At 65.4% G+C, this 14,757-nt stretch carries 14 protein-coding genes; 9 read left to right on the forward strand and 5 right to left on the reverse strand.

Features of this window, described 5'->3' with window-relative positions; genetic code table 11:
* The 6 genes from AVME950_RS21675 to AVME950_RS21700 form a co-directional block, all read left to right on the forward strand.
* The coding region (locus AVME950_RS21675) for an RHS repeat-associated core domain-containing protein (protein ID WP_284431409.1) at window positions 1-1,577 on the forward strand (1,577 nt) is incomplete at its 5' end.
* Window positions 1,578-1,586: 9 nt separating this feature from the next.
* Window positions 1,587-1,916: an Imm58 family immunity protein gene (locus AVME950_RS21680; protein ID WP_284431410.1), complete on the forward strand. Its 330-nt coding sequence runs from the start codon at window positions 1,587-1,589 to the stop codon at window positions 1,914-1,916.
* Between the two features lie 43 nt (window positions 1,917-1,959).
* Entirely contained in the window at window positions 1,960-2,526 is a 567-nt protein-coding gene (locus AVME950_RS21685) for a hypothetical protein (protein WP_284431411.1), read from the forward strand.
* 481 nt (window positions 2,527-3,007) lie between these two features.
* Entirely contained in the window at window positions 3,008-3,319 is a 312-nt protein-coding gene (locus AVME950_RS21690) for a hypothetical protein (RefSeq protein WP_284431412.1), read from the forward strand.
* A gap of 8 nt (window positions 3,320-3,327) precedes the next feature.
* Window positions 3,328-3,783: a hypothetical protein gene (locus AVME950_RS21695; protein ID WP_284431413.1), complete on the forward strand. Its 456-nt coding sequence runs from the start codon at window positions 3,328-3,330 to the stop codon at window positions 3,781-3,783.
* A gap of 984 nt (window positions 3,784-4,767) precedes the next feature.
* Window positions 4,768-5,487: a hypothetical protein gene (locus AVME950_RS21700; RefSeq protein WP_284431414.1), complete on the forward strand. Its 720-nt coding sequence runs from the start codon at window positions 4,768-4,770 to the stop codon at window positions 5,485-5,487.
* A 46-nt stretch (window positions 5,488-5,533) separates the two neighbouring features.
* Here the strand turns inward: AVME950_RS21700 and AVME950_RS21705 are convergent, their stop codons facing one another.
* The 5 genes from AVME950_RS21705 to AVME950_RS21725 form a co-directional block, all read right to left on the reverse strand.
* Window positions 5,534-6,100 (reverse strand): histidine phosphatase family protein, encoded by a 567-nt coding sequence (locus AVME950_RS21705; RefSeq protein ID WP_284431415.1) that lies wholly within the window; start codon window positions 6,098-6,100, stop codon window positions 5,534-5,536.
* 59 nt (window positions 6,101-6,159) lie between these two features.
* Window positions 6,160-7,242 carry a lytic murein transglycosylase B gene (mltB, locus tag AVME950_RS21710; protein ID WP_284431416.1) on the reverse strand — a complete coding sequence of 361 codons (1,083 nt, stop codon included), beginning with the start codon at window positions 7,240-7,242 and terminating at the stop codon, window positions 6,160-6,162.
* A gap of 7 nt (window positions 7,243-7,249) precedes the next feature.
* A complete protein-coding gene (locus AVME950_RS21715; protein WP_284431417.1) occupies window positions 7,250-9,298 on the reverse strand; it encodes a transglutaminase TgpA family protein in 2,049 nt (682 codons plus the stop codon).
* A gap of 129 nt (window positions 9,299-9,427) precedes the next feature.
* Window positions 9,428-10,468 (reverse strand): DUF58 domain-containing protein, encoded by a 1,041-nt coding sequence (locus tag AVME950_RS21720; RefSeq protein ID WP_284403051.1) that lies wholly within the window; start codon window positions 10,466-10,468, stop codon window positions 9,428-9,430.
* An 80-nt stretch (window positions 10,469-10,548) separates the two neighbouring features.
* Window positions 10,549-11,469, reverse strand: a complete 921-nt coding sequence (locus AVME950_RS21725) for an AAA family ATPase (RefSeq protein ID WP_284411832.1) — start codon at window positions 11,467-11,469, stop codon at window positions 10,549-10,551.
* A gap of 37 nt (window positions 11,470-11,506) precedes the next feature.
* Here AVME950_RS21725 and AVME950_RS21730 point away from each other — a divergent pair, with 37 nt between their 5' ends.
* The 3 genes from AVME950_RS21730 (at window position 11,507) to AVME950_RS21740 (ending at window position 14,707) form a co-directional block, all read left to right on the forward strand.
* A complete protein-coding gene (locus AVME950_RS21730; RefSeq protein ID WP_272552001.1) occupies window positions 11,507-12,466 on the forward strand; it encodes a histone deacetylase family protein in 960 nt (319 codons plus the stop codon).
* Window positions 12,467-12,491: 25 nt separating this feature from the next.
* Window positions 12,492-13,292 (forward strand): enoyl-CoA hydratase, encoded by an 801-nt coding sequence (locus AVME950_RS21735; protein WP_284431418.1) that lies wholly within the window; start codon window positions 12,492-12,494, stop codon window positions 13,290-13,292.
* A gap of 92 nt (window positions 13,293-13,384) precedes the next feature.
* Entirely contained in the window at window positions 13,385-14,707 is a 1,323-nt protein-coding gene (locus AVME950_RS21740) for a mechanosensitive ion channel family protein (protein ID WP_284431419.1), read from the forward strand.
* The last annotated feature ends 50 nt before the right edge of the window (window positions 14,708-14,757 follow it).

Genomic DNA, 14,757 nt, shown 5'->3' on the forward strand with positions numbered 1-14,757 from the left:
ACAGCGCCGGGCGCATCGCGCAGATCACCCAGCAACACATGCTGCCCACGCAAAGCAGCACGGTGGCGCAGCAGGTGGCGCTCACCAGCGCGTACAGCTACGACACGGTGGGCCGGCTCACCGCCAGTGCGCACAGCGCGCCCAACACCCTTACGCTGCCCAGCGGAACGGCCTTGAGCGACACCATCGGGGCCAACACCAGCGGCTACGCGTGGGATGCCAACGGCAACCGCAGCCAGAGCTACTACAGCAGCAGCACGGCAGGGGGCACCGCCACGCTGCAGCGCGACTACCAAATCGCCAGCAACAGCAACCGCCTGGACGGCTACACGCAGACCTTCACGCCCGCGGGCGGCAGCGCGCAGACCACCAACGTCAGCTACAACCACGACGCCGCCGGATCGATCACCAGGAAGGGCGACAGCTACCTGCACTACGGCGTGGACGGCCGCATCGCCAAGGCAGGGCCGAGCGCCGACCCGGCCAACGCATTGGCCGTGAGCTACACCTACAACGCCCTGGGCCAGCGGGTGTTCAAGAGCGATGCGCGGCTGTCGGGGGCGAACAACCCGGCCATCACCCAGCAGACCGTCTATGCGGAGGACGGCATCGGCAGCACCGTGCTGGGGCAGTACGGCAGCCGGCGGAGCAGCGACAGCGCGGCACCGGCGGGCGAGATGGACAGCACCGAGGTCATCTACCTGCCCACCGCGAACGGGCCGATGCCCATCGCCGCGCAGATCAACGGCAGGTTGTACGCCATCGATGCGGACCATCTGAACACGCCGAGACGCCTGACCAACACGCAGGGCCAAGTGGTGTGGCAATGGCTGATCACGGGGTTTGGGGAAGCGAACCCGACGACTGGGGCGACCAATTACTCACAAAGCGGGCAGGGCAGTGCAGCCTATGCAGAAGCCGTGAAGTTCGACCTGCGGTATCCGGGGCAGGTGCTCGATGAGGAGACGGGGCTGAACTACAACCTGAACCGGTCCTATGACCCGCCTTCGGGGCGGTACTTCCAGGCCGACCCGATCGGGCTGGAGGGCGGGTGGAATCGGTTTGGGTATGTGGGCGGCGATCCTCTGAATTTTATAGACCCTGAAGGGTTGGCTGCATGCACGGTATTGTTTCCGGATTACCCAATTGAGTATGCGGACGGTAAGACAAGCACATGGCTAGGCGGGCATGGGGGAGTATTGGGATATGACGCAGCGGGCGTGACTCAATATTACGAATACGGGCGATATAGTCCCAATAGCCCGGGCATAGTGGGCGCGCGGCTTTCTGCGGATGATGGAAATATTCGCCGTGTTAGTGTGCCAAATCTTGTCATGGATAAAGACGGGCAACCAACCTCTCAGTCAGTTGATAATCTTCGCTTTGCTCTTTCGGAAAAATCGGGTAAAAATACACGAGCCGAAATTACCTGTGATGCCAAGGCAGAAGAGAAAAAAGTGTATGATTATATTTTGAGTCTTGCAAATAATAAAGATCGTCCTAAATACAGTTGGAAGCCCTGGAGTTCTAATCAGTGCCGTACCTTTGCAAAAGGTGCCTTCAATGCTGGAAAATAAGAGATACATATGAAGCTAAAATTGATGATTTTTGCGCTAATGTTGGCGCTAATTGGTTGCGCTGTATTTGCATATTTGTGGATTGATCGCTCAATAACTCTAAATTATGTGAGGCAGAGTGGAGAGTCGAGTAACGAATCCAATCGCCGTTTGGAGAGATTATTGGAGGCTGCATGGATTGGGGTGCCAGAAAAATCTGTTATAGATGAATTGCAATTGCAAGTGATTAAATATCCAGCGGAGAGCATTGTGATTAAAAAAGAGGATGGGGTAGTTTGGTTTGGAGAGATACCATTCAATTTTGAGCACGGCCGGCTTAAAAGCGTTGGAGGGCATTGATGACAACAGTCTCACAGGACAATTGGGACGTCAAGAGCGGGGGGTGACGCTGGTAGAGTTGACTGCAAACTACACTTACGAAATCCTGAAACAGCGAGTGTTCAAGATTAGTGGGCGGATATTCGGGGCTAACCCGTCCCTCAACCAGCTGGCCGTCTATACGGAGGATGGCATCGGCAGCACCGTGCTGGGGCAGTACGGCAGCAGACGGAGCAGCGACAGCGCGGCAGCAGCGGGCGAGATGGACAGCACCGAGGTCATCTACCTGCCCACCGCGAACGGGCCGATGCCCATTGCCGCGCAGATCAACGGCAGGCTGTATGCCATCGATGCGGACCACCTGAACACGCCGAGACGCCTGACGAACACGCAGGGCCAGGTGGCGTGGCAGTGGCTGATCACGGGGTTTGGAGAGGCGAACCCGACGACCGGGGCGACCAATTACTCACAAAGCGGGCAGGGCAGTTCCAACCATGCGGAAGCCATCAAGTTCGACCTGCGGTATCCGGGGCAGGTGTTCGATAAGGAGACCCAACTGAACTACAACCTGAACCGGTCCTATGACCCGCCCTCGGGCGGTACTTCCAGGCTGATCCTATGGACTGGATGAGGGGGATCGATTTGGGTATGTGGCAGGAAATCCGATTTCGTCGATTGATCCGGATGGCTTGCAGTTTCTAGACTTGACCCTCTTGCTGGAGTCAGGCGAGAAACGACCTTGGACGATGTGGTGAGAGCCGGAGCTTGGACCCGGACGGTCACCATGCCTGCATCTGTAGCGGGATTTAGTCCTTCGGCAATAGGTCTGGCGGGATCTGCTGCTTCGCCATTGTTATGTTCAACTACCACTACGGTGACTTCATGGGCAGAGGCAGGCGTTGTACCTGATCTGGCGGCGGGCAGGTGGGTAATGCAAGGTGGACCCAGTACTTGGAATTACATCAGAACTAGGGTGGGGGGGCTCGATTCACATTTGATAAGGCCTTTCTTGGTCAATTTATCCAATCTCAAACTCTGTAACTGGCAGCGCCACAGTCAGTTGGCATTGCCAAATTTTGGCGAGGAGTATTTGGTCAAATGCAAATAATTACATGAATATAGATAATTTTGAAATTATTCTACTCGCGGGCTTTTTCTCAAAGCTTTTGTGGAATGTTATTTTCCCCTCAATGACGCAATGGATGCATAGATTGTGGATCTTGGGGAGGATAAATGAAAAGCCGCAAGAATTTCAAATGTTTACAGGCTTGGAGGTTTTGTTTTTGTTGATTTTCTCGGCATTGAAGGGCTATGAGGAGGCTTCCCTGTTTTATGGCTTGATGGTTGTTCTCTTTGGCGTGTTGCTCGTTGGCTTATCTTATCTGTTGTGTAGCGCTATTACTAAATTAATCAGAGGAAAGTAGCGGAATGCGTGGGCGGATGCATCGTCAAAACAGGACCAGCGCAAACCCGGACAACGCCACATGGACAATTTCAAGTTGAGGATATCCTGACCCATCCCAGCGTAGTATTTAATCCACTGGGCCGAAATGGGTTCGTGCGTGAACACCAGACGGAAGGGAAATTCGCTTCGATTCGAATGGAAGATTTGCTGGATTTGTTGATTAAGGTGTATGCAATGACTGAAAAAATTTCGCCAGATTTTGAAGCCTTCTCATTCAGCGATCTCGATTATGAGGGCATGTCTGTTGAGATCAGATATCAGGGGGTTCCTGTTGCTCAAATTAATAAGGATAAAGGCCCTGAAAATTGTGAAATACAAATTCCTTCTAGGTTTTCACCTAGCGATGCAAATTTTGTTTTCCCCTTAGAGGATTTTGTTAATGCATTGAATGCGGCAAAGCATTTAATTGCTGACCTTGGATAATGGCCACACGTCTATGCGGAGGACGGAATCGGCAGCACCGTGCTGGGGTAGTACGGCAGCTTCGCATGTCAGTTGGTGGATTTGCATGTGCGGGTCGCGCTGCTCAATCGTTCCACTCAACTGAGCACGCATATCTCATCACAGTCGCGGTGGCCTAGGCGCGTCCGGGTTCAGGGGGTTGCTTCTGACGGGAGAGTTGCGCAAAAAAGTCCCGGCCATGCAGCTGCATGCGCAGCTCTGCGTTATTCCTTCAACGCCTTCGCAAGACTCGCCATGGTGCACGCTGCTTGCCATAACGTGCGGACTGGAGTTGCGCGATCGTCGCTCCCTGCTCCGCAAGCCTGACATGCCACACCGAATTTCACCTTCTGGCTCGCCGATCCGCAGCGTTTTGCTGGATTCGAACACTCGCGTGGCACCCGATGCTGTTTCCGAGTCAGCCAGGCCGCTCGCTGGCGAGCATGCATTGCAAGGGCTGGCACCTAGGTTGGAGCCGGCGTTCGGCAGGGCGGTTGGTGCCATGCCCCCGCGTCAGGCCATTCTGCATTGGCCGAACGGGGACGTGTCTCTGGGTAGGGTGGATGGAAATCTCGACACAGGGTTGAGCTTTATGGCCTCGTCAACCGCAGGTCCGTTGGCCGAGCGGTGCCGCAAGCCCTCCATGACCCACCTGCGGCATTCTGGAGCCTCGGTGCGGCCCCTTGAGGTGACGCCGATTCTCGGCAGTGCGATGAGCGAACTGTTGGCAGTCCAGGCTCGGCTGAAAAAAATCGACGTACCCTTTGACGGCCAAACGCTGCCTCACTTGGCCCAAGTGGCGTCCGGCACCAGAACTGGGGCAACCGGGGTGGCAGGGCATGAGATCGTTGTCATCGGTGACATGCTGATGTCCGTGCTTGACCAGCTGGGGAAGGATCTCGACGACCCGTTCGCGGCCCGTTCCGCCATGGAGGCCATGGCCAAGGGGCGGCGATTTTTCTTTGAGTGGAACTCGAAAAAAATGGCTCGTATTACACCAACCTTGTCGATGTGGATGAGGCTTCGATGGTCGGTGGGCGCGATGAGAGCGCATCCTCGGCTTCTGCAGATCAGGACCCTCTTTTCGATGTGCTTCGCCCGATGGCGGAAGGCGAGCATCTGTGCATTCCAGTGGGGCAGTGCGGTTCTAATGGAAACCACGCACTGTTGATTTCAGTCAGTCGCCTCGATGCCGATCAAGCGCGCGTCAGTGTTTTCAATTCAGAGGGTTGGCAGTGCCAAGGCGGCACCGACCGGTTGGACGATGCGCCCGCCATTTCCAGATCCATGCCGATGGATCGGGTGTATGGACTTCTCAAAGCACTGGACGGAAGTGTTTTGAAGCCGCCGCCGGACGATTCGCTGATCCGCGCAGACTGGGAGGTGGCAGACGCCGGTGCACCTTTGCTCAGCTGGCTTCAAGACGGCGGGTCGGCCGCATCGGAGGTGAAGGTCGCGAGCCTGCGGCAGCCACGCCAAAAAGCGGTGTATTGCGCACTGGAATCCCGGTTTGCATGGCTTGCCACCGTGCTCCCCGAGGCCGACTACAAGCTGGTGAAGGCGCATGCGCTCAATGTCTTGGCCGAAAACGCATCCATTGAAGAGGATCGCGCCGAGGTCCTCGGAGTGCTCGGCCACCGAGTCACGGTCAGCCTGAGCGGTTACGCAATGTCCGCGAAGCCTTGATTTGGCATGACGATCACCTGAGCAACCAGCGCGACCGCCAACCCAACTACCCCCGCACCCGCTGCAGCACCATCGGCGCTCCATCCACCCCATCCCCCCGCCGCAACACCAGCACCTCGCCCGACGCCGGATAGATCCCCGTCAATGCCGTGATGTTGACCTGGTGCGTCACCCACGCCTCGACCTGCCCGGCGGGCACTGCCGCCAGCGCTTTCCGCAGCGCTGCGGTCCGCGCGCCTTGGGTGTCCCCGCCATCGAAGAACGAATTCAACGCCTCCCATGGTTCCATCTGGCCGAAGGCCAGCATGGCGGTGTCCTGGCAGCGGCACCAGGCGCTGGAGCGCACCCGCTGGGGCGCCAGGCCTTGCTGCTTCAGCAGTGTCCCGATGCGCTGGGCCTGCGCGCGCCCTTCGGCGCTGAGGTTGCGTTGCGTGCTGCATTGGCCCAGGGCGAAGCCGGGCGGATCGCCCGTGCCGGGATCGGTCTGCGCATGCCGCACCAGCAGCACGGTGCCGGGCTCGGTGGCGGCGTAGGAGGAGGAAGCGGCGGTGGAGAACAGGGCGCCAGCCAGGCTGGTGGCCGATCCCAGGCGCAGTAGTTGACGGCGTTGCATGCGGTCCATTGTGGCCCCCGAAGCGGGGAGCGCTCGCTTTTTTCTTCCGCCGGGTTTTGCTACCGCGCCGCGTTCACCTCGCGCCCCAGCTCGATCACGGCCATGGCGTAGTAGCTCGACCAGTTGTAGCGCGTGACCGCATAGAAGTTCTCGGTGCCCGCGTAGAAGACGGGCGATCCAACGCCGTTCTGCAGTTCCACCAGGGCCAGTGGGCCGCGGTGGGTGGCGCCGTCGCCCTGCACCGGTGCGCCCAGTTCGGCCATGCGGTCCACGGTAAAGGTGGGCAGGATGTCGGGGGCCAGCAGGTCTTCGAGGCGCAGCCGGGCGGGGTCGAACTCGACCGCGTAGTGCGTGGGCATGCCGGTGGTCCAGCCGTGGCCCTTGAAGTAGTTGGCGACCGAGCCGATGGCGTCGGCGGGGCTGTTGAAGAGGTCGATGCGGCCGTCGCCGTCAAAGTCCACCGCATAGCGCGCCCAACTGGAGGGCATGAACTGGCCCAGGCCCATGGCGCCGGCGTAGCTGCCGCGCGGCTCCAGCGGGTCGGCGTTGGTGCGCTGCATGAGGCTCAGGAACTGCTCCAGCTCGCCCCGGAAGAACGCCACGCGCTCGGCCGCGCGCGGGTGGGCCATGGGAAAGTCGAACGACAGGGTGGCCAGCGCGTCAATGACGCGGAAGTTGCCCATCTGCTGGCCGTAGATGGTTTCCACGCCGATGATGCCGACGATCATTTCCGCGGGCACGCCGTATTCGCGCTCGGCGCGGGCCAGGGTGTCGGCGTTGTCGTGCCAAAAGCGCACGCCCGCGCGGATGCGCACGGGCTCGACGAAGCGGCTGCGGTACACGCGCCAGTTCTTGGGCGTGCCGGGCGGCGGCGGCAGCATGAGGCGCGGCACCTGGCTCAGAAAGCGCGCCTGGCCGATGGCTTGGCGCACCCATTCGCGGTCCAGGTCGCGGCGCGCGGCGATGTCGTCGGCGAACTGCATGGCATCGGCGCGCTGGTCGTAGAAGATCGCCGGCTGCGGGGCCGCGGCCGGGGCCCGGGGCGGGTTTTTCTTGACGGGCTTTTGGGCGATGGCACCCGGGGACAGGAGGGCGGCGGCGATCAGCAGCAGGGCGTGGCGAAGGAAGGCGAAGGAGGGCATGGGGCGGTCAAGGGGTCGGCGGCTGGCGCGCCGGCCAGGGCAGGCGGCGCAGGTCGCGCCGCAGGTCGGCCAGGGCGGTGGCCGGTTCGGGGGCGTAGCGGGTGTGTTCCAGGCGCAGCAGCCAGTCGGCGATGGGTGCGCTGGCGGCCTCGCCGAACTGCGCCCGGGCCCGCTCGGCCATGGCGCGCGGCGGCAGGGTGGCGGGCAGGGGCAGGCCGGCGCGGGCGAGCCGGTCGCGGGCATGGGCCAGCAGGCGCAGCCAGGGGTCGTGCTGGCTGCGTTCCCACAGTGTCCAGCCGGCGCCCACGAGCGCGGCCAGCGCGGCCAGCCCGCCCAGGGCCCGGGCCAGGTCTTCCCAGCTGGGCGATTCGATGCCCAGGGCTTTCAGCATGTCGAGCTGGCGGCCCTGGGTGTAGTTGAGCACCCACTGGTTCCAGCCGTTGTTGACGGCCTCCCACACGGCGCGCATCTGCTGCACCATGCCGGGGCTGATCATGGTGTCCATGGCGTTGCCGAACACGCCGCGCGGGGCCTGCAGGCGCTGGAAGGCGCCGATGCGGCCGGGCGAGACGGCGCCGGTCGGATCCACGCGCACCCAGCCGCGGCCTTCGAGCCAGACCTCGGCCCAGGCGTGCGCATCGCTCTGGCGCACGGTCCAGTAGCCGTCGACCCCGTTGCGTTCGCCGCCCTGGTAGCCGGTGACGATGCGCGCGGGGATGTCCATCGCCCGCATCAGCACGACGAAGGCCGAGGCGATGTGTTCGCAAAAGCCTTCCTTGATGTCGAACCAGAACGCGTCGGCGGTGTGCTGGCCGTACACGCCGGGCTCCAGCGTGTAGTTGTAGCCGCCGGTGCGCAGCCGGGCGAGGGCGGCGTCGACCAGGGCGGGCGGCCCGCCGGCGGCCAGGCGCGGGTCGGCCAGCATCTCCTGCGCCAGGGCGCGGGTGCGCGGGTCGAATCCGTCGGGCAGCTCCACGTAGGAGCGCATCTGCCCGGTGCGCTGCGCCGGGCCGTGGGTGAAGCGGGGGTAGCTTTCGGCGCGGTAGCGCATGACCTCGTTGACCGGCCGGTTGACCACCCATTGCAGCTCCTGCGTCATGAAGGCCGACAGGCCCTCGGGCAGTTCGGGCCGGTCGCGGGCCGCGTCCAGGGTGAGCAGCCAGGGGCGCCGCAGCGGCTCCAGCGTGACGGCGTAGCGCAGGGGCTCGCCCTCGGTCTGCAGCCGCGCGGGCGCGGGCGGGCGAAAGGCCGAGGCCGGCGCGCCGGACTGCCCGAGGGCGAACCACTGCCGGCCGTTGAAGGCGGTGAGCACCGGGCCGCGAAAGTAAAGCTGGCTCTGCGGCGGCGCCTCGCCGCCCGGCGTGTCGAACTGCACGCGCATCGCCACGCTGTCGTCCAGCGCCAGCGAGGCGACGTTGCCGATCTCCATCTCGCCCGACAGCCCGCTGCGGCCCGAGGGGTTGTCGTTGGGCATGCCCCACAGGGGCGCCATGCGCGGGAACAGCAGGAACAGCGCCAGCATGATGGGCGCGCCCAGCAGCGCCATCTTGCCGGCCGTGCGCATGGATTGCGCCAGCGGCGGGCGGCCGACTGGCATGTGGGCGTTGACCAGGGCGGTGAGCAGCCCCAGCAGCGCGACCAGCATGGCGGTCGCCGTGAGCAGCGACTGCGAGAAGAAGAAGTTGCTGAGCATCGTGAAGAAGCCCAGGAAGAAGATGACCATGGCGTCGCGCCGCGCGCGCAGCTCCAGCGTCTTGAGCGCCAGCAGCATCACGATGAGCGTGACGCCCGCATCGCGCCCTACGATCGTGCGGTGCGACGCCAGCGTGAGCGCCACCGACACCACCAGCAGCCCGCCGGTGGCCCAGCGGCCCGGCAGGGGCCGGCCTTCCAGCGCCAGCCAGCCGCGCCAGGCCAGCACCAGGGCGGCGAGCGCCGTGGTCCACACGGGCAGGTTGGCGGCCTGCGGCGCGATCACCCAGGCGATGACGACGATGAGGAACAGGGTGTCGCGGGTGTCGCGCGGCAGGGTGGCGAGCGTCTGGCGCAGGCTCATGGGCGGACGCTCCGCGCCACCGGCAGGCGGCCGGCCGGCTCCGATAATGCATTGCTACTATTTTTGTAGCGATATGCCCTAGTGTTGATTGCGCTGGATGGCATTTTGATCATGAAAGGTGGGCGGTGCTCAGCACAGGGCCAGCGCCTCCAGGCAGCGGCGGCGGTGGGCGGCGCCGCTGTCCTGGGCGATCTCGCCGCCGGGCAGGCGCAGCCCGTATTCCACGCCCAGCCGGTCGGCCTGCAGCACCCAGGCGGCCAGGCGCGACAGGCGGGCTTCGGGGTCGCTCAGGCCGGTGACGGCGGGGTCCAGCCACAGCTCCTGCCGCTGGGCCTGCTGGGCGTCGCGGCTCACCAGGTCGTCGGTGCCGGTGGCCAGCGACTTGGCGGCCTTTTTCCAGACCACCAGCTTGAGCGGGTCGCCCCGGCGGTAGGCCCGCACGCCGTCGAATTCGCCGATGCCCTGCGTGGGCGTGCTGCCCGCGCCGCCCGAGCGTGGCTCGCCCGCGGGCAGCGGCGGGGGCGGCACCTCGGGCTGGGGATACACCAGCACCTGCGCCGCGGGCCGCCAGAGGGTCCAGACGCGGAAGGTGCCCAGCGGAAAGCGCGTCTCGGCCGTGAGCGTGGGCGCATCGTGCAGCCCGCGCCGCAGCGGCTGGTAGGCCACCTGCACGCTGGCCGAGCCCTCGGCGGGCACGTCGGTCCAGACCCACTTGGTGTCCGTGCCCGCGCCGTGCACCGCCACCGCGATGCCGTGGCGCGCGGTGCGTCGCGTGTGGCTCAGCTGCACTTCCAGCGCGGTGCTGGTGCCCAGGAACTGCGGCTCCGGCGCCACCAGGTGCAGGGTGAGGCCGCGCAGCGTGCCGTGGCAGATGTGGATGCCCACCACCGCGCTGCCGGCCAGCAGGAAGGTGAGCAGGTAGCCCAGGTTCAGCTGGAAGTTGATGGACGCCACCAGCAGCACCAGCAGCGTGAGCGCCAGCATCCAGCCCGCGCCCGTGGGCAGGATGTACACATTGCGCTGGGTGAGCGTGACGGTGTCGGTGCGCTTGATGCGCGACTGCCACCAGCGCTGCCAGCGCCGCTGCAGGGCGGACAGCGGCCAGGGGGCCGGGCGCGGGGCGTGCGGCGGCAGCGGCGGGGTGAGCGGGGGCGGAGCGGCGGCCGGCATGGCGGGGATGGGCGATGTGGTGGGGGTCGGGGGAACAGGGAAAGGGGGAGCGATGGGCGGGCCGGCGGCGGAGAGCGGATTCAGGGCAGCGGCACGGCATCCACCATGGCCCGCACCTGCTCCACGGCGCCGCGCCCGGCATCGCCCACGGGCACCAGGCGGTGGGCGACGGTCTGGGGCAGCACGGCCTGCACGTCGTCCGGGGCCACGTAGTCGCGCCCCGAGATCAGCGCCTGCGCCTTGGCCGCGCGCACCAGCGCGATGCCGGCGCGCGGCGACAGCCCCTGCAGGAACCACCGGCCCGAACGGGTGGCGGCCATCAGGTCCTGCACGTAGTTCAAGAGCGGGTCGGCCGTGTGCACGGCCAGCACCTGCTGCTGCAGTTGCTCCAGCTCGTTGCCTGAGAGCAGGGGCAGCATGCTGTCCACCATGTCGCGCCGGTCGGCCCCGGCCAGCAGCAGGCGTTCGGCCGCGCGGTCGGGATAGCCGATGGAGATGCGCATCAGAAAACGGTCCAGCTGCGATTCGGGCAGCGCGAAGGTGCCCAGCTGGTCGTGCGGGTTCTGCGTGGCGATCACGAAGAACGGGTGGGGCAGGGCGCGGGTTTCGCCCTCCACCGAGACCTGCTTTTCTTCCATGGCCTCGAGCAGGGCGCTCTGGGTCTTGGGGCTGGCGCGGTTGATCTCGTCGGCCAGCAGCACCTGCGCGAACACGGGGCCGGGGTGGAACACGAACGATTCCTTGCCGCGCTCGTACACCGAGACGCCGGTGAGGTCGCTCGGCATCAGGTCGGCGGTGAACTGCACGCGCGAGAACTGCAGCCCGAAGGTGCGTGCCAGCGCGTGGGCCAGCGTGGTCTTGCCGACGCCGGGAACGTCCTCGATCAGCAGGTGGCCGCCGGCCAGAAGGCAGGCCACGCAGTCCTGGACCTGGGCGCTTTTGCCCACGATCACCGTGTTAAGCTGGTCCAGAAGCGACTTGATTTTGTGCTGTGCTTGCATGGTGCGACGTTATCCGAAAAAGAACGAGGCTACGGGAATGACTGTGGGCATGACAGGCTATTTCACCCATCGCGAATGCTGGAAGCACGAGATGGGCCCGGGGCATCCCGAATGCCCGGCGCGGCTGGATGCCATCGAGGACCGACTGCTCGCCACCGGCGTGGCCGACGCGCTGGAACGCATCCAGGCCCCCGAGGCGTCGCTGGCCGACATCGAGCTGGCGCACGACCGCCGCCATGTGGATGCCCTGCGCGGCATGTCCGAGCGGCTGGCCGAAGAGCTGCTGGCCGGCGGCCCGGCGCATGCGCAGATCGACCCCGACACCTCCATCAACACCCACACCTGGAACGCCGCGCTGCGCGCCGCCGGCGCGGCCCTGGCCGCCACCGATGCGGTGATGGCGGGCGAGCTGGAGAACGCCTTCTGCTGCGTGCGCCCGCCGGGCCACCACGCCACGCGCGACAAGGCCATGGGGTTTTGCTTCTTCAACAACGTGGCCATCGCCGCGCGGTATGCCCTGAAGCGCCACGGCCTGCGCCGCGTGGCGGTGGTGGATTTCGACGTGCACCACGGCAACGGCACCGAGGACATCCTGGCCGGCGACGACCGCGTGCTGATGGTGGGCATCTTCCAGCACCCGTTCTATCCCTACAGCGGCGACCGCGACCCGGCGCCCAACATGCTCAACGTGCCCGTGGCCGCCTACACGCGCGGCATGGACATCCGCGAGCTGATCGAGATGCTGTGGATTCCGCGGCTGGAGGCCTTCAAGCCCGAGATGATCTTCGTGAGCGCCGGCTTCGACGGCCACCGCGAGGACGACATGGGCCAGCTCGGCCTGACCGAGCAGGACTACACCTGGATCACCCAGCGCGTGAAGGACGTGGCCCGCCGCCACTCCAAGGGCCGCATCGTCTCGTGCCTGGAAGGCGGCTACATGATGGACGCCCTTGCGCGCAGCGTGGAAGCCCACGTGCGCGTGCTGGCCGACCTGTGACCTTCTGCCTTAGCCGCCCCATCGCATGACGACCCCTCCCGCCCCCCCGAACCCCCTGGCCGTTTCGCGCGATGCGCGGGGCGTCGTCACCCTCACGCTGGACGACCCCGCGCGCTTCAACGCGCTGGGCGACGGCATGCTCGCCGCGCTGCAGCAGGCGCTGGCCGACGTGGCCCGCGACGACACCGCGCGGGTGGTGGTGCTGGCCGCCAGCGGCAAGGCCTTTTGCGCCGGCCACAACCTGAAGGACATGGCCGCCCACCCCGACAAGGCCTGGTACCAGAAGCTCTTCGCCCAGTGCAGCCGCATGATGCTCGCCATCCAGCAGCTGCCCGTGCCGGTGATCGCCCGCGTGCAGGGCATGGCCACGGCGGCCGGCTGCCAGCTGGTGGCGCAGTGCGACCTGGCGGTGGCGGCGGACGACGCCACTTTCGCCACCAGCGGCATCCACTACGGCCTGTTCTGCGCCACGCCCAGCGTGCCGCTGGTGCGCAACGTGCCGTTCAAGCGCGCCATGGAAATGCTGCTGACGGGCGACTTCCTCGATGCGCGCACAGCGCAGGCGCAAGGGCTGGTGAACCGCGTGGTGCCGCAGGCGCAACTCGATGCCGAGGTCGAACGGCTCGTGCAATCCATCCTGGAAAAGCCCCGCGCCGCGGTCGCCATGGGCAAGGCCCTGGTCTACCAGCAGCGCGAACTGGGCGTGGAGGCGGCCTACCAGCTCGCGGGCCAGGCCATGGCCACCAACATGATGGACGCGGCGGCGCAGGAGGGCGCGCGCGCCTTCGCCGAAAAACGCACGCCGGCCTGGAAGCCGGCGCGCTGAGCCCGCTGGCCATGCCGCCGTCCCCGGTTCCCGATCCCTGCACCCCTTCCGATCCTGGCGCCGCCGCGTGTGGCGCCTTCTTCTGACTGCCGATGGAAATCTTCGACACCCTGTCGCGCGACTTCAATAATTCCAGCACCTGGCTGGAGATCGCCGTGCTCGCGGCCTGCATCGCCCTGGCCTACCTGGCCAGCCGCGCGGTGGGGCGCCAGCAGCCGGCCGATTCGGTGTGGTTCGGGCGGCGCACCGTCGATGGGCTGATGTTCCCGCTGCTCTCGCTGGCGCTGGTGTATGCGGCACGCGTGGGCGTGGAGCATTACCAGCCGGTGTTCCTGCTGCGCGTGGCGGTGCCGGTGCTGACCTCGCTGGTGCTGATCCGCTTCTTCGCGCGGGTGCTGACCGCCGCGTTCCCGCGCTCGGCGGCCATGCGGCTGGTCGAGCGCATCGTCTCGTGGGTGGCCTGGGGCGTGGCCGTGCTGTGGATCGTGGGGCTGCTGCCGCTGGTGCGCCAGGAGCTGGCCGACATCACCATCAGCTTCGGCAAGTCGCAGGTCAGCCTGCTCATGCTGCTGCAGGGCGTGTTGTCGGCGGGGCTGGTGATGGTGCTGGCGCTGTGGGTGTCGTCCACGTTCGAGCGCCGCGTGCTGAGCAATGCCGTCAACGACCTGTCCATGCGCAAGGTGGTGGTGAACGCCACGCGCGCGGTGCTGCTGATGATCGGCATGCTGTTCGCCCTGTCGGCCGTGGGCGTGGACCTGACCGCGCTGTCGGTGCTGGGCGGCGCGGTGGGCGTGGGCCTGGGATTCGGGCTGCAAAAGCTCGCCTCCAACTACGTGAGCGGCTTCGTCATCCTGCTGGAGCGCTCGCTGCGCATCGGCGACAACGTGCGCGTTGACGGCTTCGAGGGCCGCATCACCGACATCAAGACGCGCTACACCCTCATCCGCGCGGGCAACGGCCGCGAGTCCATCGTGCCGAACGAGACCCTCATCACCCAGCGGGTGGAGAACCTCTCCGACGCCGACCGCAAGTTCAACGTCACCACCAACATCGTCGTGGGCTACGACAGCGACGTGGCCCAGGTGCAGCAGATCCTGTGCGAGGCCGCCGCCGCGCAGGCCCGTGTGCTCAAGGAACCGCAGCCCGTGGCCTACCTCGTCAACTTCGCGCCCGACGGGCTGGAGTTCAGCCTGAACTTCTGGATCAGCGATCCCTCCGCCGGCTCGGTCAACCTGCGTTCGGCCATCAACATCGCCATCCTGGAGGGCCTGCGCGGGGCGGGCATCGACATTCCCTACCCGCAGCGGGTGGTGCAGATCCGGGGCGACGCCGTGCCCCCGGTACCGGCCGGCGCTGTCGCCGACGTGCCAGCACCCGCACCGCAGCGCCCGGAGGCCGGAGACACTGGCCTATAATTCTAAAAAAAGCACGATCGTTCTTTTTGTGGATGGGCGCCATCCCACTG

The sequence above is a fragment of the Acidovorax sp. SUPP950 genome (assembly GCF_030158935.1).
In the GTDB taxonomy this organism is placed as follows: domain Bacteria; phylum Pseudomonadota; class Gammaproteobacteria; order Burkholderiales; family Burkholderiaceae_C; genus Paracidovorax.

Excerpts from the sequence above, each read along its gene's own strand:
- AVME950_RS21730 (WP_272552001.1), top strand. The coding sequence starts at position 11,507 with ATGACTGTGGGCATGACAGGCTATTTCACCCATCGCGAATGCTGGAAG.
- AVME950_RS21690 (WP_284431412.1), top strand. The coding sequence starts at position 3,008 with ATGAATATAGATAATTTTGAAATTATTCTACTCGCGGGCTTTTTCTCA.
- AVME950_RS21715 (WP_284431417.1), bottom strand. The coding sequence starts at position 9,298 with ATGAGCCTGCGCCAGACGCTCGCCACCCTGCCGCGCGACACCCGCGAC.
- mltB (WP_284431416.1), bottom strand. The coding sequence starts at position 7,242 with ATGCCCTCCTTCGCCTTCCTTCGCCACGCCCTGCTGCTGATCGCCGCC.
- AVME950_RS21725 (WP_284411832.1), bottom strand. The coding sequence starts at position 11,469 with ATGCAAGCACAGCACAAAATCAAGTCGCTTCTGGACCAGCTTAACACG.
- AVME950_RS21720 (WP_284403051.1), bottom strand. The coding sequence starts at position 10,468 with ATGCCGGCCGCCGCTCCGCCCCCGCTCACCCCGCCGCTGCCGCCGCAC.
- AVME950_RS21705 (WP_284431415.1), bottom strand. The coding sequence starts at position 6,100 with ATGCAACGCCGTCAACTACTGCGCCTGGGATCGGCCACCAGCCTGGCT.
- AVME950_RS21740 (WP_284431419.1), top strand. The coding sequence starts at position 13,385 with ATGGAAATCTTCGACACCCTGTCGCGCGACTTCAATAATTCCAGCACC.
- AVME950_RS21735 (WP_284431418.1), top strand. The coding sequence starts at position 12,492 with ATGACGACCCCTCCCGCCCCCCCGAACCCCCTGGCCGTTTCGCGCGAT.
- AVME950_RS21680 (WP_284431410.1), top strand. The coding sequence starts at position 1,587 with ATGAAGCTAAAATTGATGATTTTTGCGCTAATGTTGGCGCTAATTGGT.